The organism is Nocardioides nitrophenolicus (assembly GCF_016907515.1).
Lineage (GTDB): Bacteria > Actinomycetota > Actinomycetes > Propionibacteriales > Nocardioidaceae > Nocardioides > Nocardioides nitrophenolicus.
The window spans coordinates 4,809,109-4,830,170 of the sequence record NZ_JAFBBY010000001.1; the positions used below are offsets into that span (position 1 = coordinate 4,809,109).

A 21,062-nucleotide genomic window follows, 5' to 3' on the forward strand; every position below is an offset into this window, starting at 1 on the left:
TCCGGATCGAGGAGGCAGGAATGGGTTCGCTGACGGGACGGGTCGCACTGGTGACGGGGGCCGGCCAGGGTGTCGGCCAGGGGATCGCCCTGGCACTCGCCACCGAGGGCGCCGACATCGCGGTGGTCGGCCGCACCGCGGCCAAGCTCGACACGACGTGCGCGCTGGTCCGCGAGCGCGGGGTGAGGGCCGAGCCCTTCGTCTGCGACATCGTCGACACCGCGACCATCCCGGCCACGGTCGCCGAGGTCGTCGCCACCCTGGGCGGCGTCGACATCCTGGTCAACAACGCCTACTCCGGTGCCTACGGTCCGCTGCTCGCCCTCGACGACGCTGCCGTCGAGCGCAGCTTCGCCTCCGGCCCGTTCGCCACCCTGGCCTTCATGAAGGCCTGCCACCCCCACTTCGTCGCCCGCGGCGGCGGCCACATCGTCAACCTGGTCACCTCCGCGATGGTGCGCTGGGACCCCACGACGTACGGCGTCTATGCGGCCGCCAAGCAGGCCGTGCGCTCCCTGACCCGCACCGCCGCGGTCGAGTGGGCCCGCGACGGCATCCGCGCCAACAGCATCGCCCCGCACGCCCTCTCGCCGGGCCTGAAGCGGTGGACCGAGACGAACCCCGAGGAGGCGGCCGAGTTCGTCGCCGCCATCCCCGCCGGCCGGATCGGGGACTGCGAGGACGACATCGGCCGGGCCGTCGTCGCCCTCGTCGGCAGCGACCTGCGCTACCTCACCGGCGCCACCATCCCCCTCGACGGCGGGCAGGCGTTCTTCGGCTGACCCGGCAGAAGCTGGCTCGGGATTTCGGCCGACCCGGCAGAAAGTCCCGCCGGAATCCCACCGACCCGGCAGAAAGTTGCCCGCTGAGCGACTACTTTCTGCCGGGTCGGCCGGTTCTGCGAGCTACTTTCTGCCGGGTCGGCGCGAAATCCGGGCCAGTTTCTGCCGGGTCGCGCTAGAGGGTGCGGCAGGCCCGCCAGGCGGAGTGGATCGCGCCCTGGAGGTAGCCGACCTCGGCGGCGTCGCCGACGACGTGCACGTCGAGGCCGCGGGCACGGAGGGAGTCGGCGAGGGGAGCGCCGGGCTCGACGTACGACGCCACGACGACCAGGTCCGCGGGGACCCGGGCCAGCTCGTCGCCGACCAGGTAGTGCACCTCGGACGCGGTGATCTCGACGAGCTCGGCGTCGCGGTGGATGGTGACGCCGTGCTCGGTGGCCTGGCGTACGGCGGTCCAGCGGCGCGGGACGGCCATCGGGAGGCCGGCCTGGGCACCCTGCTCGAGCACGGTGACGCTCTTGCGGCGCTCGGCGAGGAACTCGGCGAGCTCGAGGCCGACGAGCGAGCCGCCGACCACGACGACGTCCTTGCCGATCGGGAGCACCTTGCGGGTCAGGTCGCGGATCCGCTCGGGGTCGCGGGTCAGCCCGCTCATCCGGCCGGCCGCACCGAGCAGGCGCAGGGTCCGGCTGCCGGAGCCGCCCTCACCGGTGATCAGTCCGCGCAGCGTGTCGCCGGTGTGCACGTGGGGGAGGTCGGCGCCGGGCACGGGCGGCAGGCCGCGCCGGGCGCCCGTCGCGACGACGACGGCGTCGGGGGAGAGCGCCGCGACGGCGTCGGCGTCCACCTGCTCGCCCAGCCGTACGTCGACACCGAGCCGCTCGACCTCGTGCTGGAGCCACTCCAGCAGCGGTCCGTTGGCGGGAGTCGTCAGCTGGGAGAACCAGGCCGAGCCACCGAGCCGGTCGCCCTTCTCGACGAGGGTGACCCGGTGCCCGCGCTCGGCCGCGACGCGCGCCGCCTCCAGGCCGCCGGGCCCGCCGCCGACGACGACGACATGACGGCGTGAGGCGATGGTGGGGAAGGGCAGCAGGGTCTCGTCGCCGAGGGCCGGGTTCACCGCGCACACCGGTACGCCGTCCCAGAAGTTCTGCTCGACGCACACGTAGCAGTTGATGCAGGGGCGCACCGAGGCCGCGCGCCCGTCGCGGATCTTGCCGACCAGCTCGGGATCGGCGAGCAGCTGTCGTCCCATCGCCACGAAGTCCGCGCCCCCGCTGGCGATCAGCTCCTCGCCGAGGGCGGGCAGCACCCGGCCCACGGCGATGACCGGGATCGAGACGGCGTCCTTCACCGCGCGGGCCAGCTCGGCGTACGCGCCCACCTGGTTCGGCAGCGGGCCGTCGGTGAAGTCCCGGAAGGGGTTGCGCGCCCAGCCGGTGACGTGGATGGCGTCCGCGCCGGCCGCCTCGAACAGCCGCGAAGCCGCCACGGCCTCCTCGGTCGTGAGGGCGCCGTCGTCGCCGTACTCCTTGCCCGCGACGCGGACGAGGATCGCCAGGCCGTCGCCGACCTCCTCCCGCACCGCGCGGATCACGTCGCAGGCGAGGCGGGCCCGGTTCTCGAGCGACCCGCCCCAGGCGTCGGTACGACGGTTGTCGGCCCGGCTCAGGAAGCTCCCGAGCACGTACCCGTGCGCGCAGTGGATCTCGATCGCGTCGGCGCCTGCTTGCCGCACGCGCCGGGCGGCGGCGGCGAACTGCCCGACGAGCCAGGCGATGTCCTCCTCGGTCGCCTCGCGGTAGGTCGGCGTCCTCCCCTCGGAGACGGCGGTGGCCATCGCGCCGAGCTCGGTCGGGGTGTTGTCGCGCAGCGCGGTCAGGTCGCGCTCGCCGACCGGGATCGACGGGACGAAGAGCGGACGGCCGTCGGCGGTGTCGACCTTGGCGATCTTGCCGTGGTGGGTGGCCTGGACGCAGAGCTTGGCGCCGGCGGCGTGAACCGCGTCGGCGAGTGCGGTGAGTCCGGGGATGAACCGGTCGTCGGAGAGGCCGGGCTCCTTGCGGCTGGTCGCGCCGACGGGATACGCGACCGCGGCCGCGGAGGTGATGATGAGGCCGGTCCCACCGGCCGCACGGCTGGCGTAGTGGGCGATGTCGCCGTCGTCGATGACGCCGTCGTGGCACAGGTTCATGTCCATCGCGGGCATGACGACGCGGTTGGCGAGGCGCATCGGACCGATCGTCCCAGGGGCCAGCAGGTGCTCGTAGGTGGCGGTTCGCGAGGTGTGCACGCGCGCAGCCTGCCGCGCCCGGCCGCACGGGGCGCGCCGGTCTCCCGCACACCGGAAAGGTCCGTCGCAGATCCGCGAACGGGATCGGGCGAGGCTCTTCATTAACCAAGCAAGTGCTTGCTAAAGTGCCGGAACTCGAGCAGGAGGTGGCGATGAGCACGTCGGGCGGAGTCCTCGAGAGGGCCGATCGGGAGCGGGCCGAGGAGCGTCCGCTGTCGATGGTCGAGCGGATGACCACGATCATGGTCGCCTTCGGCGGGCCGTCGGCGCGGCTGTCCCTGGAGGACGTCCAGGAGGCGACCGGGCTCCCGAGGTCGACCGCGCACCGGATCCTCAACCAGCTGATCGCCCTCGACTGGGTGCGGCACACGCCGGCCGGCTACGCGCTCGGCAGCCGGGCACTCGGCCTCGGCGGCAGCGACTCTCCCGAGATGGACCTGCGCGCAGCGGCGGCCGAGACGCTGCGCAGCCTGCACCTGGAGACCGGGCTGGTCGTCCACCTCGGAGTCCTGGAGGGCGCCGACGTCCGGATCCTCGACAAGCTCGGCGGCGCGTTCGCCGCTCGGGTTCCCACCCGGGTCGGCGTACGGCTGCCGGCGGCGCGGGCCCTGGTGGGCCGGGCCCAGTTGGCGTTCCTTCCGCCCGAGGACGTCGACGCACTCGTGGCCGCCCAGCAGGCGCATGCCCCGGACCGGCCGCGGGTCGACCTCGCCGCGCTGCACCGGGAGCTGGGCCGGGTCCGGGCCCGGGCGGGCGTCGTCCTCGACCGCGGGCGCAACCACCTGCGGCTCGGCTGCGTCGCGGCACCGATCATCGGCCGCGACGGCCCCTGTGGCGGAATCTCGCTCGTCGGCGGGGCGCAGATCGACGTCGACAAGCTGGCCCCGGTGGTCGTGCGCGCGACCCGGGTCATCGCCCACCGGCTGGCGACCTTCCGCTGATCGGGAGCCGCACCGACGCCGTCGCGACGCCGCCGCCAAGGTGGTCCGGCACGTTCCCCGACTCAGGAGGCGCCCGATGACCACGCAGTACGACGAGACCTACGACGTGGTCGTGGTCGGCTCCGGAGCGGGCGCGATGACCGCCGCCGTGACCGCGGCCCGCAACGGGCTCCGCACCGTCGTGCTGGAGAAGTCCGCGCTGCTGGGTGGCACGTCGGCGTACTCAGGGGCCGCGGCGTGGCTGCCCGGGTGCGCTGTCACCCGTCGCGCGGGGTCGGCGGACTCCACGGAGTCCGGCCGCACCTACCTGCGCGCGCTGCTGGGCGAGGCCGAGGTCGAGCGCCAGGAGGCATTCCTCGAGAGCGCGCCCGCCGTGGTCGCCGAGCTCGAGGCGGAGCCGGCGATCGAGCTGGTGGCGCAGGCGTTCCCCGACTACTTCGACGCGCCCGGCCGGGTGGCCGGCGGCCGCTCGATCGTCCCCGTCGCGCTGCCGGCCGACGCGCTCCCCGACGGCCTGGCCGACCTGGTGCGCCCCGCCGTCGACCGCGACCGCGCCGGCCTCGGGCACGATCCGGACCAGCCTCTCGTCGGGGGCCGAGCGTTGATCGGACGCTTGCTCCACGCCTTCCACGACAACGGCGGCACCGTCCACACCGGCGCCGAGATGACCGAGCTGCTCGTCGCTGACGGCCGCGTCGTCGGCGTCCTCGTCGCCACGGCCGAGAGACCGCGCCGGATCGCCGCTCAGCGCGGCGTCCTGCTCGCCAGCGGCGGCTTCGAGCGCAACCAGGACCTCCGGACCACGTACGGCGTCCCCGGGGCGGCCGCGTGGGCGATGGCACCCGCCGCGACCAACACCGGCGAGCCGATCGCGGCAGCCGTGGCCGTCGGCGCGACCACCGAGCTCATGGACGAGGGGTGGTGGTGCCCGGGCCTGGCCACCCCCGACGGGCAGGCCGCCTTCACGCTGGGGTTCCGCGGCGGCGTCGTGGTCGACCAGCAGGGGTGCCGATTCGCCAACGAGTCCCTGCCCTACGACCAGATGGGTCGCCGGCTCTCCGCCGAGCCCGGCCGGATCCCCGCCTGGTTCGTCTTCGACTCCCGGTCCGGCGGCGTCGCGCCGGCGATCACGATGCCGGCCATGCCTGTCGAGGAGCATCTCGCCGCCGGCACCTGGGTGCGGGCCGACAGCATCGCCGAGCTCGCCATCGACACCGGGCTGCCCGCGGAGCAGCTCCGGGCGACCCTGGACCGGTTCAACGGCTTCGCCTCCGCGGGGGTCGACGAGGACTTCGGACGTGGCACCGACGAGTACGACCGGTTCTTCGCCATCGGTGACGGGCCCAATCCCGCCCTGGTGCCGATCGACCGGCCGCCGTACTTCGCCGCCCGGCTGGTGCTCGCCGACCTCGGCACCAAGGGCGGGCTGCGCACCGACGTCGACGCGCGTGTGCTCGGGGCCGACGACCAGCCGCTGCCCGGGCTGTACGCCACCGGCAACGCGAGCGCGTCGCTGTCGGGCGCCTGCTACCCGGGACCGGGCGTTCCGATCGGTACCGCCATGGTGTTCGGGTGGCGCGCCGTGCGGGACATGCTGGGCTGACCCGACCCGGGTCAGACCAGGGTGTCCTCCACGTCGAGCCCGAACGCGTGGCGCCCGTACATCGTGAGCGCGCGCTCCACGTCGTTCGCCACGTGGACGCCGCCGGCGTGGGCGTCGCGCCAGGCCCGCTCGATCGGGTTGCCGCGGCGCAGCGACGAGCCTCCGGCCGTCTTGAACAGCGCGTCGACGGCAGCAAGCGCTCGCTCGGTGGCGGTGACCTGGTCGCGGCGCGCCCGGAACCGCCAGTCCATCGGGATCTCCTCGCCGCGGACGGCACAGGCGTAGACGTCGCGGACGCTGCGCTCGGTCTGCAGCACCGCGGCGTCGATCTCGGAGGCGGCGCGAGCCACCGTGACGTGGGCATGCGGGTCCTCGGCGAACCGGCCGCCGCCGAGACTGAGCCGCACCCGGTCGCGCATCGCCGCTAGATAGCGGTCGTGGGCGCCGGCGACGATGCCGATCACCGGAGCCGTGATCGCCATCGGGAAGACGGTCCCGAACGGCATCGCATAGAGCGGCCCGGTGTTGACGGCACGCCCCGGCGCCCGCAGCTGGTGCTGCTCGTAGTTGCGCAGTGCCCGGTGGTCGGGCACGAACCTGTCGTCCACGACGATGTCGTTGCTGCCCGACCCCCGCAGTCCCATCGCGTCCCACACGTCGACGATCGTGTAGTCCGCGCGCGGCAGCAGCATGGTCATGAAGTCCTGCGGGCGGCCTTCGGCGTCGACCAGCAGGCCGCCGAGGGTGGCCCACGCCGCGTGGTCGCAGCCTGAGGAGAAGCTCCACCGCCCGCTGAGCCGGAAGCCGCCCTTGACCCGGGTGATCGTCCCGACGGGTGCGTATGACGACGCGATCAGCGTGTCGGGGTCCGCGCCCCAGACCTCCTGCTGCGCGGCGTCCGGGTACTGGGCGACCTGCCACGGGTGACAGCCGACGACGCCCGCCACCCAGCCGGTCGAGCCGCAGGCCCCGGCGATCGCCCGCACGACCTCGTAGAACTCGAGGGGGTCGCCCTCCCGACCGCCGTACCGACTCGGCTGGAGCATCCGGAACACACCGGCCCCGACCAGCTCGGCCACCGTCTCGTCCGGGATCCGGCGGGCGTCCTCGGCTGCGGACGCCCGCTCGGTGATCCCGGGGAGCAGCTCCTGGACGGCGATGAGGACCTCGTTGCTCACGCGCGGATGGTACTGCCGGAGGCCCGCGTCGCGACGCAGTCGCTCCCGGCCAGTGCGCACGGGCGCAGCGATCGAGTCTCAGGCCCGGAATCCGCCGAGGAACATCGAGGCCAGCAGCTCGGCGAGCTCCTCGGTGGACCATGACGCCCGGTTCGGCCAGTGCATGGTGGCCCACAGGGTGTCGCGCAGCGAGCGGTAGAACACGTCGCCGGGCACGTCGGCGCGGAACTCCCCGGTCGCCACCCCGGCCTCGATCGCCGCGCGCCAGTGTCGGCGTACGGAGCGTGCCTTGGTGTCGATCGCGTCGAGCAGGTCGTGCTTGCGCAGGTAGGCGCGGTCGCGCTGGTAGATGCGGGTCGCGTGCGGGTGGCTGTCGATGCACTCCAGTGTCGCGCGGACCAGGCCGCGCACGGTGTCCTCGGGCGACCCGGACGCGGCCGCCACGGCCGAGAACGCGCGCTCGATCTGGTCCATGAAGTCGGCGAGCACCTCGCGGACGATCTCGTCCTTCGAGGAGAAGTGGTGGTAGAGGCTGCCGGAGAGCACGCCGGCCGACTCGCCGATCTCGCGGACCGTGGTCGCGCCGATGCCGCGCTCGGCGAACATCGCCGCCGCGACCTCCATGATCTCGGTGCGACGCCCGGTGATCGTGCGCATGGGTACCTCCTGGTGGGTCGTCGTGGATTCTCTCCGGCCTGTCGGGACGTCGTGGATGCGTGTCCGCTCAGCGGGAGTGCCGTTCGCGCGGCACGGCCGGAGGCGGACATCGTGAGGAAGCGCAGGGGCCGTTCCGACGGTCTATAACCAAGCGCTTGCTCAAGTAGGCGCGATCTGGCGGAGGACGGTCGATGCAGGAGCTCGAGGCCCGGTTCGGGGAGCTCGTCGGCGAGGTGGCCGAGCCGCCCCGCGTGGCGCGGTACGCCGTCAACGAGGCGATGATCCGCAACTGGGTCGAGGCGCACGACGATCTCAACCCCGTGTACGTCGACCCGGAGGCCGCGCGCGCCACCGGCCGTGACGACGTGATCTGCCCGCCGGCGATGGTCACCACCTGGGTGATGCAGGGCTACCGCCGCTGGCGTCAGGTCCAGGCGCTGCGGGCCGAGGGGGTCCAGGAGAGCCACGCCTACTCGCGGCTGCTCGCGCTCCTCGACGAGCACGGGTTCAGCTCGGTGGTCGCGACCGCGCAGGAGCAGGAGTACGTCCGCGAGCTCACGCCCGGCACCCGGGTCACCTGCCACTTCACCATCGAGGACATCTCCCCGGTCAAGCGGACCGGCCTGGGCGACGGCTGCTTCATCACCCTGCGCAAGCGGTACGTCGACCAGGCCGACCGGCTCCTCGTCGACGAGAGGTTCGTGATCCTCCGCTTCGACCCCACCACCAAGGACGCACCCAAGGAGCCCGCGGCATGAAGGACGCCACTCCGGAGCGACGCACCGCCGTCCCCGGCCTGACCGTCACCCAGGACAACGAGTTCTTCTTCGCCGCCGCCCGCGAGGGCCGGCTGGAGATCCAGCGCTGCGCCGACTGCGAGACGCTGCGACACCCACCCGGACCGGCCTGCCCGGCGTGCCGGTCCTTCGCGTGGGACACCGTCACCGCCAGCGGCCGGTGCACCCTGCACAGCTGGACGGTGGTCCACCACCCGCAGGACCCGGCGTTCACCTACCCGCTCGCGGTCGGCCTGGTCGACCTCGAGGAGGGCACCCGTCTGGTCGCCGACATCAGCGGCGTCGACCACGACGACCTGCGCCGCGGGCTCGAGCTGGAGGTCGGCTTCGCCGAGCACGCCCACGGCGAGATGCTGCCGCAGCTCCGTCCGGCAGGAGGTGCCCGATGAGCACGCCCACCGTCGTGCGGCCCGTCGTCGGCGAGACGCTGCCCGAGCTGGCGCTGCCGCTCGATCGCACCACCATCGTGGCGACCGCGATCGCCAGCCAGGACTTCGAGGACGTCCACCACGACCCCGGCAAGGCCAACGAGCGCGGGACGCCCGACATCTTCATGTCGATCAACTCCACCAACGGCTTCCTGGACCGCTACGTGACCGACCTGTTCGGCCCCGCGACCCGGATCCGGAAGGTGGCGCTGCGCCTCGGCGTGCCGAACTTCCCCGGCGACACGATGACCTTCTCCGGCGAGGTCGCCGAGGTCACCGATGTCGCCGTGACGCTGAAGGTCGTCGGCCGCAACGTCCGCGGCGCGCACGTCACCGCCACCGTCACCATCGACCACCCCAGCGGAGGCATCCAGTGACCCGCCCCTTCTCCGGCGGCGCCGCGATCGCCGGCATCGGCGCGACCGAGTTCTCCAAGAACTCCGGCCGCAGCGAGTGGCAGCTGGCCTGCGAGGCCGTGCTCGCCGCCCTCGACGACGCGCAGGTCGGCGTCGAGGAGGTCGACGGCTTCGCGCTGTTCACGATGGAGACCAACCCGGAGATCGCCGTGGCCCGCGCGCTCGGCATCCCGGAGCTGACCTTCTTCAGCCGGATCCCGCACGGTGGTGGCGGCGCCTGCGCTCCGGTACAGCAGGCCGCGCTGGCCGTGACGTCGGGTGTCGCCGACGTCGTCGTGGTCTACCGCGCGTTCAACGAGCGCTCGGGCCACCGCTTCGGCCAGGGCCCGCCGCCGTTCGCCTACAACCAGAACACCGACCAGGAGTACCGCAACTGGATCAACCCCTACGGCCTGCTCACGCCGGCTCAGCAGGAGGCATTCCTCGCGCGGCTCTACATGGAGAAGTACGGCGCCACCAGCGCCGACTTCGGCCGGATCTCGGTCCTCTCGCGCAAGCACGCGGCCACCAACCCGAAGGCCTGGTTCTACGAGCGCCCGATCACGATCGAGGAGCACCAGGCCTCGCGGATGATCGCCGACCCGCTGCGCCTGCTGGACTGCTGCCAGGAGAGCGACGGCGGCCAGGCCCTGGTCATCGTCAGCACCGAGCGGGCGCGCGACCTGCCGCACCCGCCGGCCGTGATCACCGGTGCCGCGCAGGGCGTCGGCCCGCAGCAGATCTCGATGAGCAGCTACTACCGCGACGACATCGACGCCATGCCCGAGGTCGAGCTGGTCGCGCAGCAGCTGTGGCGCCAGGCCGGGATCGGCCCCGACGACATCGACGCCGCGATCCTCTACGACGCGTTCACGCCGATGGTGCTCCTGCAGCTGGAGGAGTACGGGTTCTGCGGTCGCGGCGAGGCCCGGCACTTCATCGCCGACGGCAGTCTCGAGGTCGACGGCCGGCTCCCGGTCAACACCAACGGCGGTCAGCTCGGTGAGGGCTACATCCACGGCGTCAACGGCATCGCCGAGGGCGTGCGCCTGATCCGCGGTAGGTCGGTCAACCAGCCCGCCAAGACGCTCGACAACGTGCTGGTCACCGGCGGCTCGCCGGTCCCGCACTCGGCCCTCGTCCTCGCCGCGGACCGATGAGCAGGCGACTCGCGGGCCGCCGCGCGCTGGTGACCGGCGCCAGCCGGGGCATCGGGGCGGGCGTCGCCGAGCGGCTGGCCGCCGAGGGCGCCGACGTCGTCCTCGTCGCCCGCACCGCCCAGCCCGGCGGGAGCAGGCTCGACGGCAGCCTCGCCGAGGTGACGGCCCGGGTGGCGGAGCACGGCACCCGGGTGGCGTCGTACGTCGCCGACCTGGCCGACGAGGACAGCCGGGCCGGGGTCGTGCCGGCCGCCGAGGAGCTGCTCGGCGGCAGCGTCGACATCCTGGTCAACAACGCCGCGGCCGCGATCTACCAGCCGCTGGGCGACTTCCCGCTGCGCCGGCGCCGGCTGACCTTCGAGGTCAACGTGCACGCGCCGCTCGACCTGGTCCAGGCGGTGCTCCCGGGCATGCGTGCCGCGGGGGAGGGCTGGATCGTCAACGTCTCGAGCGCGTCGGCCCGCCACTTCGACGGCCCACCGTTCGAGCTGGTCGAGCCGGGCACCGAGCTCGCGGTGTACGCCGCGTCCAAGGCCGCGCTCAACCGGATCACCAACGGCCTCGGCGCCGAGCTGTACGGCACCGGCGTCCGGGTCAACACCGTCCAGCCGCGGGCCGCCGTCCTCAGCGAAGGGGCGTCGCTGCTCGTCGGCGACACCATCCGCCCCGACCAGGTGGAGTCGCTGGAGCAGATGGTCGAGGCGGTGCTCGCATTGTGCGACTGCGCTGCCGAGGTCACCGGCCGCACCACCGTGAGCCTCGACCTGATCCGCGACTGGGGCCTCGCCGTCCACTCCCTCGAAGGAGCACCCGCATGAGTCCCGTCATCGTCGACGCCGCGCGCACGCCGTTCGGCAAGCGCGACGGCTGGCTGTCCGGCGTGCACGCCGCGGAGCTGCTCGGCCACGCCCAGCGTGGCGTCCTCGACCGCACCGGCATCGACCCCGCCCTCGTCGAGCAGGCCATCGGCGGCTGCGTGACGCCGATCGGCGAGCAGTTCGGCAACATCACCAGGACGGCCTGGGTGCACGCCGGCCTGCCCACCGCCACCGGTACGACGACCATCGACGCGCAGTGCGGCACGGCCGCCCAGGCGGTCAGCCTGGTCGCCGGCCAGATCGCGATCGGCTCGCTCGAGGTCGGCCTGGCCTGCGGCGTCGAGCTGATGTCGCGGGTGCCGCTGACCTACAAGGTCGGCACCGGCCTCGGTACGCCGCGTCCCGAGAGCTGGTCGGTGGACAGCCCCGACCAGTACACGGCCGCCGACCGGATCGCGGCCCGTCGTGGCCTCACCCGCGAAGACCTCGACGCCTTCGGCCTGCGCTCCCAGCAGCGTGCCGCCGCGGCCTGGGATGCGGGCTTCTTCGACGACCAGGTGATTCCGGTCGCCACGCCCGACCACGGCACGGTGACCCGCGACCAGGGCCTGCGCGAGTCCGCGATGGAGGGTCTGGCCCGGCTCACGCCGGTCAAGGACGCCGGCCTGCACACCGCCGGCTCCTCCTCCCAGGTCTCCGACGGCGCCAGCGCCGCCCTGCTCATGTCGCGGGCGCGGGCCGAGGAGCTCGGCCTGCGGCCGAGGGCGCGGCTGCTCAACCAGTGCGTGATGGGCGGCGACCTGGAGTACCTGCTGGACGCGCCGATCGAGGCTGCCACGAAGGTGCTGGCCCGTGCCGGCATGACGATCGGCGACGTCGACGTCTTCGAGGTCAACGAGGCGTTCGCGTCGGTGCCGATGTCCTTCGCGCGGGTCCACGGTGTCGACGACGACCGGCTCAACCCCAACGGAGGCGCGATCGCCCTCGGTCACCCCGCGGGCGCCACCGGCATCCGGCTGATCGCGACCGCGCTGGCCGAGCTCGAGCGCCGCGACGGCCAGGTGGCGATGGTCGCGATCTGCGCCTCGGCCGCCACCACCTGCCTCCTGATCGAACGGCTCTGACATGGCACTCGCCCTCACCGACGACCAGCGCGACCTGGCCGACTCCGTCGCCGCCTGGGCCCGCCGGGTCGCCCCGATCGAGGCGACCCGCGCCCAGCTCGACGACCTCGCCGCCGGCAAGCGGCCGGAGGCATGGGACGCCCTCGTCCAGCAGGGGCTGCACGCCATCCACCTCCCCGAGGAGGACGGCGGCGCGGGCGCCGGTCTCGTCGAGCTCGCCGTCGTCACCGAGCAGCTCGGTCGCGCCCTGCACCCCGGACCCTTCCTGAGCACCGTCCTCGCCAGCGCCGTCGTCGCGGCAGCACCGGCGAGCCCGGTCCGCAGCGCCGCCCTGGCGCGCTTCGCCGACGGCGCGACCGGAGCGCTGTCCGACGGCGCCGGCCTCACCGCCACGCCCTACGACGGCGGCTGGCTGCTCGACGGGGAGAGCCGCCCGGTCCTCGGCCTGCCCGGCGCCGAGCTGGTCGTCGTCCGGGCGACCACGGCAGCGGGGGAGCCGGTGTGGTGCGTGCTGACGCCCGCCGCCGGCGAGGTCGTCTGCGAGCCGGCCGCCGACCTCTCCCGCCCGGTCGGCCGGCTCGTCATCGACGGCCGCGCGGTGCCCGCGACGGAGGTGCTGACCGCACCCGCCGTCGAGCGGGTCGAGCTGGTCGCCGCCGCCCTGCTCGCCGCGGACGCCGCGGGCGTCGCCCGGTGGTTCGTCGACGCGGTCGTCGACCACGTCTCCACCCGCGAGCAGTTCGGCGTCCCGGTCGGCAGCTTCCAGGCGGTGCAGCACAAGGCCGCGCTGCTGCTGGTGCGGGCCGAGACGATCGGCGCGGTCGCGTGGGACGCGGCGCGGGCCGGCGGCGACGAGCACGACGACCCGCAGCAGCAGCGTCTCGCCGCCGCCCAGGTCGGCCTCACCGCGCTGCCGGCGGTGGTCGATCTCGCTGCCGAGGCGGTGCTGCTCTTCGGCGGCATCGGCTTCACCTGGGAGCACGACGCCCACCTCTACTGGCGCCGCGCCATCAGCCTGTCCGCCGCCTTCGGCGAGGAGGCCACCTGGGCGGCCCGCCTCGGCAGCGCAGCCCTCGACGCGGAGCGCGACTTCGGCTTCGTCGCGGACGACGCCCTGCCCGACCTGCGTGCCGAGCTGGCGACCGTCCTCGACGCCGCCCTCGAGCTCCCGGAGGACGGCGTTCCCGCCACCGGATGGGCGCCCTCGCGCGGCGGCCGGCGTCAGGAGCACCTCGCCGACGCGCGCCTGGTCGCGCCGCACTACCCGGAGCCCTGGGGACGCGCGGCCGGGCCGCAGGAGCAGGCGGTGATCGCCCAGGAGTTCGCGCGCCGCGCGCTCGCGCAGCCCTCGACCGTGATCGGCGAGTGGGTGCTGCCCACGCTGCTGCTGCACGGCACGCCCGGCCAGCAGCAGCGGTTCGTCGACCCGACCCTGCGCGGCGAGATCTTCTGGTGTCAGCTGTTCTCCGAGCCCGGCGCCGGCTCCGACCTCGCCGGCCTGTCCACGCGCGCCCGCAAGGTCGACGGTGGCTGGGTGCTCACCGGCCAGAAGGTCTGGAACTCGATGGCCGCCGAGGCCGACTGGGGCGTCTGCCTGGCACGCACCGACCCCGACGCCGCCAAGCACGCGGGCATCTCCTACTTCCTCGTCGACATGCGCAGCGCCGGTGTCGACGTGCGGCCGCTGCGGCAGGCGACCGGGCTCTCGGAGTTCAACGAGGTCTTCCTCGACGACGTCTTCGTGCCCGACGAGTGCCTCGTCGCGGAGCCCGGCGCGGGCTGGCGGCTCGCCGTCACCACGCTCGCCAACGAGCGGCTCAGCATGGGCGCCCGGCTCAGCCACGGGTCCAGTGACCTGGTCCGTTCGGTGCTCGCCTCCGGCGCCCACGAGGCCGGCCGCGACGCCGTCGTCGAGGTGCTCGGCCGCTGCGTCGGCCGCGAGATGGCGCTCGCCGCGCTCAACCTGCGCAGTGTGCTGGCCCGGATCGACGGGCTGGATCTGGGCGCCGAGATCAGCGTGCAGAAGGTCTGCAACGCCCTCGCCCAGCGCGACAACTCCCGCGACCTGCTCCGCGTCCTGGGACGCGACGCGCTGGTCGCCGTACCCCCGACCGGCAAGCACACCACCGACCCCGTCATCGACCACCTCGGCCTGCCCGCCGTGCTCGTCGGCGGCGGAACCATCGAGATCCAGCTCAACGTGATCGCGCGCCGGGTGCTCCGGCTCCCGCGCTGACAACCACCGACCAAGGAAGCAAAGCCATGTACCCAGAGCTCTCCGCCAGCTCCCAGGCACTGCGCGCCGAGCTGCGCGCGTACTTCGCAGCCACCATCACCGACGAGGAGCGCGCGGCACTGGCCGAGCAGACCGAGGGCGGGCCGGTGTTCGACCGGGTCCTGCGCCGGATGGGCAAGGACGGCTGGCTCGGCCTCGGCTTCCCGGAGGAGTACGGCGGCCGTGGCGAGGACCCCGAGGCGCTCTACGTCTTCTACGACGAGGCGCTGCGCGCGGGCGCCCCGCTGTCGCTGGTCACCCTCAACACGGTCGCACCGACCCTGATGAAGCACGGCTCGCAGGAGCAGAAGGACTTCTTCCTGCCGAAGATCCTGCTGGGCGAGCTCATGTTCGCCATCGGCTACACCGAGCCGGGCGCCGGCACCGACCTCGCCAGCCTGCAGACCCGGGCGCGGGTCGACGGCGACGAGCTGGTCATCAACGGCAACAAGATCTTCACCAGCGCCGGCGTCTTCGCCGACTGGGTCTGGCTCGCCGTCCGCACCGACCCCGACGCGCCGCGCCACCAGGGGATCTCGGTCGTGCTCGTGCCGACCAGCAGCCCCGGCTTCTCGGTCACCGAGATCCACACCGTCGGCGGGATCAGCACCTCGGCCACCTACTACGAGGACGTCCGGGTCCCGCTGAGCAATGTGGTCGGCGAGCTCAACCAGGGCTGGAAGCTGATGACCAGCCAGCTCAACCACGAGCGGGTCGCGCTCGCGGCGCGTGGCGGCATCGCCAACCAGATGTACGACGAGGTGCTGGCCTGGGCCCAGGCCGAGAAGGTCGGTCCCGACAGCGCGACCACGCTGTACGACGTGCCGTGGGTGCGCAGCGCCCTCGCCGAGACCTACGCCCTGCTCAGCGCGGCCGACCTGATGAACCTGCGCCTGGTCTCCGACGTCGCGGCCAACACCCTCGGCGGCGGCGACTCGGCCGCAGCCAAGATCTTCGGCACCGAGGCGGTGGTGACCGCCTACGGCCGGCTGCAGCAGGTGCTCGGCGCCGCCGGCCTGCTGCGTCCGGGCTCACCCGGCGCGGCGGTCCAGGGCCGGGTCGAGTCGCTCGGCCGGCGCGCCCAGAACAACACCTTCGGTGGCGGCACGAACGAGGTCATGCGCGAGATCGTCGCGGCCAAGACGCTCGGTATGACGCTCGGCGCCCGCCGCAAGGAGAACCAGACCGCGAAGAAGGACGGGAACTGAGATGGACTTCGACCTCATCGAGGAGCACGCCGAGGTGCGCGACCTGGCCGCGCGGATCCTGGGCGACCTCGCCCCGGTGGAGCGCGTCGTCGACGTCGAGCGCGACCACGGCGGCTTCGACGCGAAGCTGTGGGAGACGCTCGCCTCCTCGGGCCTGATCGGCATCGCCGTCCCCGAGGAGAAGGGCGGCGCCGGCCTCGGCCTGGGCGGGCTTGTCGCCGTGCTGGAGCAGCAGGGCCGCCACGTCGCACCCGTGCCGCTGTGGTCGGTCGTCGCCGGAGCCGCCCTGCCGCTCGCGGAGTTCGGCTCGGCCGCGCAGGTCGAGCGCTGGCTCGGACCGATCGTCGAGGGCACGCAGGTCGTCACCGGCGCGTTCGACGCCGCTCCCGGCCAGCTCGCCCGGCTGACGGGGCTGCGGACCGAGGGCGGGCTGCGAGTGAGCGGTGAGCTGCCGCAGGTGCCGGCCGCACCGGTGGCCGCGGCGCTCGTCGTACCGGTGGCGGTGGAGGGCGGCGGCCTGCGGGTCGCGCTCGTCCCCGTCGACCGGGACGGCGTCAGCGTGGTCCCGGTCGCGGCCACCAGCAACGAGAGCGCGGGTGCGGTCGCGTTCGAGGACGTCGTGCTCACCGACGACGACCTACTCCCCGCCGACGGTGCCACGGTCGTCGCCTGGACCCGGCGCCGGCTGCGGATCGCACTCGCCGCGCTCGCCCTGGGCGTCTGCGAGGAGGATCTGCGGATCACCGCCGCCTACACCTCCGAGCGGGTGCAGTTCGGCCGGCCCCTGTCGACCAACCAGGCCGTCGCCGTTCGGGCGACCGACGCGTACCTCGACACCGAGGCGATCCGGCTGACCACGCTCAAGGCCGCCTGGCTGCTCGACCACCCCGAGCACGGCGGCGAGGAGGCCGGCGAGTCCGCGAGCCTGGTCGCCAAGTGGTGGGCCTCGGCCGGCGGGCTGCGCGTCGTCCTCGCCGGGCAGCACCTGCACGGCGGCATCGGCGCGGACGTCGACTACCCGATCCACCGCTACTTCCTGTGGGGCCGGCAGCTCGCCTTCTCGCTCGGCGGCGGCGACGCCGTCGCCGCCGAGCTCGGCGAGGTGCTCCCCACCGCCCCGCGCATCGGCGCCCCGGCCTGACCCCCGACCGACCAGGAGATCCCATGTCCCGACCAGTCATCGTCGACGCGATCCGCACGCCGTACGGCCGGCGCGGTGGCGCGCTCTCCGGCCTGCACGCCGTCGACCTGCTCGGCCGCGCCCAGCGGGCGATCCTCGAGCGCACCGGTGTCGACCCCGCCACGGTCGGCGAGGTGATCGGCGGCTGCGTCACCCAGGCGGGGGAGCAGTCCGGCAACGTCGTGCGCTTCGCGTGGCTGCACGCGGGCCTGCCCGAGGAGGTCGGCTCCACCACGCTGGACGCCCAGTGCGGCTCGGCCCAGCAGGCGGTCCACCTGGTCGCCGCCCAGGTCGCGGCTGGGTACGTCGACGCGGGCATCGCCTGCGGCGTCGAGGCCATGTCCCGGGTGCCGCTGCTCGCCAACCTCGGCGACGGCACCGTCGGCCGGCCGCGCCCCGACGACTGGACCGTCGACCTGCCGGCCCAGTACGAGGCGGCCGACCGGATCGCCGAGCGGCGCGGCCTGACCCGGGCCGACCTCGACGCCTTCGGCCTGCGCTCCCAGCAGCGGGCCAGGGAGGCATGGGACGCCGGCCGGTTCGCGGGACAGGTGATCGAGGTGAAGCTGACCGACGGCACCGTGGTGAGTCGCGACGAGGGCCTGCGCGAGACCAGCCTGGAGGCGCTCGCCGGGCTGAGGACGATCCGCGAGGGCGGTCTGCACACCGCGGGCACCGCCTCGCAGATCTCCGATGGCGCCACCGCGGCGCTGGTGATGTCAGCGGACCGGGCTCGGGCCGAGGGCCTGCGTCCGCGCGGGCGGATCGTGGCCCAGACCCTGCTGGGCGCCGAGCCGCGGTACCTGCTGGACGGCCCGGTCCGGGCTGGAGAGCGGCTGCTCGAGCGCACCGGGATGACGATCGGCGACATCGACCTGTTCGAGGTCAACGAGGCCTTCGCCTCGGTGCCGCTGTCCTTCGCCCGGGTGCACGGGGTCGACGAGGACCGGCTCAACGTCAACGGCGGCGCGATCGCGCTCGGCCACCCGGTCGGGTCGACCGGTGTCCGGCTGATCGCCTCGGTGCTCGACGAGCTCGAGCGCCGCGACCAGCAGCTGGCGATGGTGGCCATCTGCGCCGGCGGAGCGCAGGTCACCGGTGCGATCATCGAGCGGGTCTGACGTGGCCGCCGAGGACGTCGCCGAGCTCGCCGCCGCCACCCGGCGGCTGATGCTGGCCGCGGCGACCACGGACGTGGAGCCCGACCAGCTCCGCGCCGCCCGCGACCGGATGGACGAGCTCGCCGCGACACTGGGCCGGCGCACCCGTCCCCGCGCGCTGCGTGCCTCCTTCGACGAGCCCGCGCGGGCCCGGGAGATCGGGCCCGGGCTGGCCTGGCCGGTCTTCCGGTTCAACCCGCAGGCGCTGCCCCTCGCCATCCGGTTCGACGGTGACGCGGCGTCCGCCACGACCGTGCCGAACGCGCTCTACGAGGGACCGCCCGAGTCGGTGCACGGCGGCTATCTCGCGCACCTGATGGACTGCATGCTCGGCACCCTGGTCCAGGCGACCGGGCGCCGCTCGGTCACCGGGACCCTCGACCTGCGCTACCTGGCGCGCACGCCGCTCGACGTACCTCTCGAGCTCGGCGCGCGGATCCTCGAGACCACGGGGCGCAAGACCACTGCCGAGGCGTGGGTCGAGGTCGACGGCGCGCGCACCGTCGAGGCACGCGGACTGTTCATCGAGCTCCAGGAGGTCCCATGGGCAGCAGCGGCTACGAGCTGACCGGCCTGGCCGGCAAGGTCGCCGTCGTCACCGGCGCCGGCCGGATGCGCTCGATCGGCCGGTCGCTGGCCGTCGAGCTCGCGCGCGCCGGGTGCGACGTCGTGGTCACCGGCACCGGTCGTCGTGCCGAGGACCGGCCGGCCGACGAGGCCGCCGCCGGCTGGCGCGACATCGAGTCGGTCGCCGACGAGGTCCGGGCCCTGGGCCGGCGGGCGCTGCCCGTCGTGTGCGATGTCGCCGACCCCGACGACGTACGCCGACTGCTCGGCCTGGTGCTCGCCGAGCTCGGCCGGGTGGACGTGGTGGTCAACAACGCCGCCGCGTCGCGAGGCGAGGACCGGGTGCCGCTGACCGAGCTCCCGGTCGAGGCGTTCGACCGGGTGATCGCGGTCAACCTGCGCGGCACCTTCTTGATGACCCAGGTCTTCGGCCGGCAGCTGGTCGCGCAGGGTGACGGCGGCAGCATCGTCAACATCTCGTCGATCGGCGGGAAGCTCGGCGGTGCCGGCACCGGTGCGTACTCCGCCTCGAAGGCGGGCGTGCAGTCCCTGACGTCCTCGGCCGCCAAGGAGCTCGGTGGCCATGGCATCCGGGTGAACGCACTGTGCCCGGGCGTGACCGAGACCGGACGGATCGCGGACCGGGACCCCGAGTCCTGGCGGGCCTACGTGCGCGCCAACCTGCCGCTCGGCAGGGCCGGTTCGCCGGCGGAGGTCGCCGCGGTCGCGGTGTTCCTCGCGAGCGACCAGGGCGCCTGGGTCACCGGGCAGGCGTGGAACGTCGACGGCGGGCAGCTGACCGTCCGGTGAGCACAGCAGCGAAGGAGACACCGAGGATGACCACCCGCGAGGAGGCCGTCGCGCGCCTGACCGCGCCCGGCGCGCCCTACGAGATCCGCGTCGAGGACGTGCGCGGCGAGGGCCTCGAGGTCTACGCCCACCGGCAGCACTCGCTGCGCGAGCTGCTCCAGGCGTCCCGGCGCTTCGGGGACGCGGAGTACCTGGTGACCCGGGAGCGCCGGATCACCTTCACCGAGCACTACGACGAGGTCGCCGCGCTCGCCCAGGTCCTGCGCGCCGAGCACGGCGTCGGCAAGGGCGACCGGGTGGCGTTGTGCGCGGCGAACTGCCCCGAGTGGATCGTCGGCTTCTGGGCCGCCGTCTCGATCGGCGCCGTCGCCGTCGGCATGAACTCGATGTGGGCGCGGCCCGAGCTGGTCCACGGCCTGGAGCTGACCACGCCCAAGGTGCTCATCGCCGACGCGGCACGGGCCCGGATGGCCGAGGGGACGGGCGTCCCGGTGCTCACCGTGGAGGAGGACCTGCCGCGGATCGCCGCCGAGAGCCGCGGTGTCGCGCTGCCCGAGCCGGACGGGGAGATCGTCGAGGACGACCCGGCCGTCATCCTGTTCACCAGCGGCACCACCGGCCGGGCCAAGGGCGCGACGCACTCGCACCGCAACGTGATCGCGGCGGTGTGGTTCCACCTGCTCAACGACGCGGTCGCGGCCGAGCTGGGCTTCCCGCAGGTCGACCGCCGGTTCCTCCTGGTCACGCCGCTGTTCCACATCGCCGCGCTGCACAACCTCGCCGTCGTCCGGATGGTCGTCGGTGACACGGCGGTGCTGCACCTCGGGAAGTTCGACATCGAGCAGGTGCTGCGGCTGATCGAGTCCGAGCGGCTCACCAACTGGGGCGCGATGCCGACCATGCTCAGCCGGATCGTCGAGCTCGGCGACCGGCTCGCCGACTTCGACCTGTCGTCGCTGCGCAGCATCTCGGTCGGCAGCGCGCCCTCTTCGCCCGAGCTCAAGGAGGCGCTGCGCCGGGCGCTGCCCGTCGCGGGCCGTTCCCTCGGCACGACCTACGGCCTCACCGAGTCCAGCACCGCGGCGACCCTCGCCCTGGCCGCCGAGCTGGCCGCCGACCCGTCGACGGTGGGCCGGCCGGTGCCGACCGTGCAGGTCGAGGTCCGCGACACCGCGGGCCTTCCCGTGCCGGACGGGGTGGAGGGGGAGATCCACCTGCGGGGCGCCCAGCTGATGCTCGGCTACTGGGACGACCCCGAGGCGACCGCGGCCTCGACCGCGCCCCACGGCTGGTTCCGCACCGGCGACCTCGGCCACCTCGCCGACGGACAGCTGCACATCGCCAGCCGCCGCTCGGACCTGATCCTGCGTGGGGGAGAGAACGTCTACCCCGCCGAGGTGGAGGACCGGATCGTCGCGCACCCGGCCGTGCGCGAGTGCATCGTCCTCGGCGTACCGGACCCCGACTACGGCCAGGGCGTCGCCGCGGTCGTGGTGCTGCACCCCGGGGCGCAGGTCACCCAGGAGGAGCTCGGCGCGCACACCGCGGCCGGTCTCGCGCGCTACAAGGTGCCCACCCGCTGGCAGATCACGCTCGAGGAGCTGCCGCGCAACGCGACCGGCAAGGTCAACCGCCGCGACGTCCGTCTCGTCTGACCTGGTCGCAACCACCCTCTCAACCGAAGGA

The 21,062-nt window shown here is 73.8% G+C and carries 19 protein-coding genes; 16 read left to right on the top strand and 3 right to left on the bottom strand.

Annotated features, from left to right (window positions below; genetic code table 11):
* Positions 1 to 20: 20 nt before the first annotated feature.
* Positions 21 to 782, top strand: a complete 762-nt coding sequence (locus tag JOD66_RS23170) for an SDR family NAD(P)-dependent oxidoreductase (protein ID WP_204839165.1) — start codon at positions 21 to 23, stop codon at positions 780 to 782.
* Positions 783 to 957: 175 nt separating this feature from the next.
* Here the strand turns inward: JOD66_RS23170 and JOD66_RS23175 are convergent, their stop codons facing one another.
* Positions 958 to 3,075, bottom strand: a complete 2,118-nt coding sequence (locus JOD66_RS23175) for an oxidoreductase (RefSeq protein WP_204839166.1) — start codon at positions 3,073 to 3,075, stop codon at positions 958 to 960.
* A 152-nt stretch (positions 3,076 to 3,227) separates the two neighbouring features.
* On the opposite strand from JOD66_RS23175, the gene JOD66_RS23180 reads away from it, so the two are divergent.
* A complete protein-coding gene (locus tag JOD66_RS23180; RefSeq protein ID WP_204839167.1) occupies positions 3,228 to 4,016 on the top strand; it encodes an IclR family transcriptional regulator in 789 nt (262 codons plus the stop codon).
* A gap of 76 nt (positions 4,017 to 4,092) precedes the next feature.
* The gene (locus tag JOD66_RS23185; RefSeq protein ID WP_204839168.1) at positions 4,093 to 5,619 is read left to right on the top strand and encodes an FAD-dependent oxidoreductase; all 1,527 of its coding nucleotides are present in this window, start codon (positions 4,093 to 4,095) and stop codon (positions 5,617 to 5,619) included.
* An 11-nt stretch (positions 5,620 to 5,630) separates the two neighbouring features.
* On the opposite strand, the gene hsaA is transcribed toward JOD66_RS23185, so the two are convergent.
* Positions 5,631 to 6,797, bottom strand: coding sequence for a 3-hydroxy-9,10-secoandrosta-1,3,5(10)-triene-9,17-dione monooxygenase oxygenase subunit (gene hsaA, locus JOD66_RS23190; RefSeq protein ID WP_204839169.1), 1,167 nt, complete (start codon positions 6,795 to 6,797; stop codon positions 5,631 to 5,633).
* 78 nt (positions 6,798 to 6,875) lie between these two features.
* On the bottom strand, positions 6,876 to 7,454 hold the full coding sequence (locus JOD66_RS23195; protein WP_204839170.1) for a TetR/AcrR family transcriptional regulator: 579 nt from the start codon (positions 7,452 to 7,454) through the stop codon (positions 6,876 to 6,878).
* A 191-nt stretch (positions 7,455 to 7,645) separates the two neighbouring features.
* On the opposite strand from JOD66_RS23195, the gene JOD66_RS23200 reads away from it, so the two are divergent.
* The 13 genes from JOD66_RS23200 to casG are packed head-to-tail and all read left to right on the top strand — an operon-like array spanning position 7,646 to position 21,031.
* Entirely contained in the window at positions 7,646 to 8,212 is a 567-nt protein-coding gene (locus JOD66_RS23200; protein ID WP_204839171.1) for an FAS1-like dehydratase domain-containing protein, read from the top strand.
* Positions 8,209 to 8,640 (top strand): Zn-ribbon domain-containing OB-fold protein, encoded by a 432-nt coding sequence (locus JOD66_RS23205; protein ID WP_204839172.1) that lies wholly within the window; start codon positions 8,209 to 8,211, stop codon positions 8,638 to 8,640. The genes JOD66_RS23200 and JOD66_RS23205 overlap by 4 nt, the downstream gene beginning before the upstream one ends.
* Positions 8,637 to 9,056: a hotdog family protein gene (locus tag JOD66_RS23210; RefSeq protein ID WP_204839173.1), complete on the top strand. Its 420-nt coding sequence runs from the start codon at positions 8,637 to 8,639 to the stop codon at positions 9,054 to 9,056. Before JOD66_RS23205 ends, JOD66_RS23210 begins: the two co-directional genes overlap by 4 nt.
* Positions 9,053 to 10,234 carry a lipid-transfer protein gene (locus tag JOD66_RS23215; RefSeq protein WP_204839174.1) on the top strand — a complete coding sequence of 394 codons (1,182 nt, stop codon included), beginning with the start codon at positions 9,053 to 9,055 and terminating at the stop codon, positions 10,232 to 10,234. Before JOD66_RS23210 ends, JOD66_RS23215 begins: the two co-directional genes overlap by 4 nt.
* Complete coding sequence (locus JOD66_RS23220) at positions 10,231 to 11,052, top strand: SDR family NAD(P)-dependent oxidoreductase (protein WP_204839175.1); 822 nt, start codon at positions 10,231 to 10,233, stop codon at positions 11,050 to 11,052. Before JOD66_RS23215 ends, JOD66_RS23220 begins: the two co-directional genes overlap by 4 nt.
* Positions 11,049 to 12,176, top strand: coding sequence for a steroid 3-ketoacyl-CoA thiolase (locus JOD66_RS23225; RefSeq protein WP_204839176.1), 1,128 nt, complete (start codon positions 11,049 to 11,051; stop codon positions 12,174 to 12,176). Before JOD66_RS23220 ends, JOD66_RS23225 begins: the two co-directional genes overlap by 4 nt.
* 1 nt (position 12,177) lies before the next feature.
* Positions 12,178 to 14,412: an acyl-CoA dehydrogenase family protein gene (locus tag JOD66_RS23230; protein WP_204839177.1), complete on the top strand. Its 2,235-nt coding sequence runs from the start codon at positions 12,178 to 12,180 to the stop codon at positions 14,410 to 14,412.
* 26 nt (positions 14,413 to 14,438) lie between these two features.
* Positions 14,439 to 15,659: an acyl-CoA dehydrogenase family protein gene (locus tag JOD66_RS23235; protein WP_204839178.1), complete on the top strand. Its 1,221-nt coding sequence runs from the start codon at positions 14,439 to 14,441 to the stop codon at positions 15,657 to 15,659.
* 1 nt (position 15,660) lies between these two features.
* Positions 15,661 to 16,800, top strand: a complete 1,140-nt coding sequence (locus JOD66_RS23240; protein ID WP_204839179.1) for an acyl-CoA dehydrogenase family protein — start codon at positions 15,661 to 15,663, stop codon at positions 16,798 to 16,800.
* Between the two features lie 23 nt (positions 16,801 to 16,823).
* Entirely contained in the window at positions 16,824 to 17,960 is a 1,137-nt protein-coding gene (locus JOD66_RS23245) for a steroid 3-ketoacyl-CoA thiolase (protein WP_204839180.1), read from the top strand.
* Position 17,961: 1 nt separating this feature from the next.
* Complete coding sequence (locus JOD66_RS23250; RefSeq protein ID WP_204839181.1) at positions 17,962 to 18,567, top strand: PaaI family thioesterase; 606 nt, start codon at positions 17,962 to 17,964, stop codon at positions 18,565 to 18,567.
* Positions 18,543 to 19,376, top strand: a complete 834-nt coding sequence (locus tag JOD66_RS23255) for an SDR family NAD(P)-dependent oxidoreductase (RefSeq protein ID WP_204839182.1) — start codon at positions 18,543 to 18,545, stop codon at positions 19,374 to 19,376. Before JOD66_RS23250 ends, JOD66_RS23255 begins: the two co-directional genes overlap by 25 nt.
* 26 nt (positions 19,377 to 19,402) lie before the next feature.
* The gene (gene casG / locus JOD66_RS23260) at positions 19,403 to 21,031 is read left to right on the top strand and encodes a steroid-24-oyl-CoA synthetase (protein ID WP_204839183.1); all 1,629 of its coding nucleotides are present in this window, start codon (positions 19,403 to 19,405) and stop codon (positions 21,029 to 21,031) included.
* The last annotated feature ends 31 nt before the right edge of the window (positions 21,032 to 21,062 follow it).

Bases quoted from the DNA above. Each gene is read 5' to 3' on its own strand.
- JOD66_RS23170 (WP_204839165.1), top strand. From the start codon at position 21: ATGGGTTCGCTGACGGGACGGGTCGCACTGGTGACGGGGGCCGGCCAG.
- JOD66_RS23180 (WP_204839167.1), top strand. From the start codon at position 3,228: ATGAGCACGTCGGGCGGAGTCCTCGAGAGGGCCGATCGGGAGCGGGCC.
- JOD66_RS23185 (WP_204839168.1), top strand. From the start codon at position 4,093: ATGACCACGCAGTACGACGAGACCTACGACGTGGTCGTGGTCGGCTCC.
- JOD66_RS23195 (WP_204839170.1), bottom strand. From the start codon at position 7,454: ATGCGCACGATCACCGGGCGTCGCACCGAGATCATGGAGGTCGCGGCG.
- JOD66_RS23200 (WP_204839171.1), top strand. From the start codon at position 7,646: ATGCAGGAGCTCGAGGCCCGGTTCGGGGAGCTCGTCGGCGAGGTGGCC.
- JOD66_RS23205 (WP_204839172.1), top strand. From the start codon at position 8,209: ATGAAGGACGCCACTCCGGAGCGACGCACCGCCGTCCCCGGCCTGACC.
- JOD66_RS23210 (WP_204839173.1), top strand. From the start codon at position 8,637: ATGAGCACGCCCACCGTCGTGCGGCCCGTCGTCGGCGAGACGCTGCCC.
- JOD66_RS23220 (WP_204839175.1), top strand. From the start codon at position 10,231: ATGAGCAGGCGACTCGCGGGCCGCCGCGCGCTGGTGACCGGCGCCAGC.
- JOD66_RS23225 (WP_204839176.1), top strand. From the start codon at position 11,049: ATGAGTCCCGTCATCGTCGACGCCGCGCGCACGCCGTTCGGCAAGCGC.
- JOD66_RS23230 (WP_204839177.1), top strand. From the start codon at position 12,178: ATGGCACTCGCCCTCACCGACGACCAGCGCGACCTGGCCGACTCCGTC.
- JOD66_RS23235 (WP_204839178.1), top strand. From the start codon at position 14,439: ATGTACCCAGAGCTCTCCGCCAGCTCCCAGGCACTGCGCGCCGAGCTG.
- JOD66_RS23240 (WP_204839179.1), top strand. From the start codon at position 15,661: ATGGACTTCGACCTCATCGAGGAGCACGCCGAGGTGCGCGACCTGGCC.
- JOD66_RS23245 (WP_204839180.1), top strand. From the start codon at position 16,824: ATGTCCCGACCAGTCATCGTCGACGCGATCCGCACGCCGTACGGCCGG.
- JOD66_RS23255 (WP_204839182.1), top strand. From the start codon at position 18,543: ATGGGCAGCAGCGGCTACGAGCTGACCGGCCTGGCCGGCAAGGTCGCC.
- casG (WP_204839183.1), top strand. From the start codon at position 19,403: ATGACCACCCGCGAGGAGGCCGTCGCGCGCCTGACCGCGCCCGGCGCG.